General features: G+C 42.3%; 1 protein-coding gene. It reads left to right on the top strand.

Annotated features, from left to right (window positions below):
- Window positions 1–25: 25 nt before the first annotated feature.
- The coding region (locus tag AC2FA3_RS15195; RefSeq protein ID WP_490510313.1) for a hypothetical protein at window positions 26–272 on the top strand (247 nt) is incomplete at its 3' end.

The raw sequence follows: 272 nt of genomic DNA, 5'->3' as shown, positions 1-272 counted from the left end.
ATTGATGTCTAAGTATCCGGTGATTATGGAACTGGATGCAGAATTGAAGCGTAGGAATGAGGAGATTTTTGCGGTTGAACAGGAGCGTAGCAATCTGGAAATTGAGCTATCTGAATGTACAGGAGTGTTTAAGAAAAAGCAGAGGAAGGAATTGCAGGAGAGAATTTCGGTTTTGGATAAAAAGGCGGAGAAGATGAAGTCAGAACTTTCAAGGGTGCTTAGGGATGCCGGGTATTCTAATGCTGCGGAATTTTTTACGGAACTTTTTGCGG

Source organism: Janibacter sp. CoH_79_TC_3 (assembly GCF_058197955.1).
Note: the sequence above shows the minus strand (reverse complement) of the source record. Positions and strands in the feature narration are given on the sequence as shown.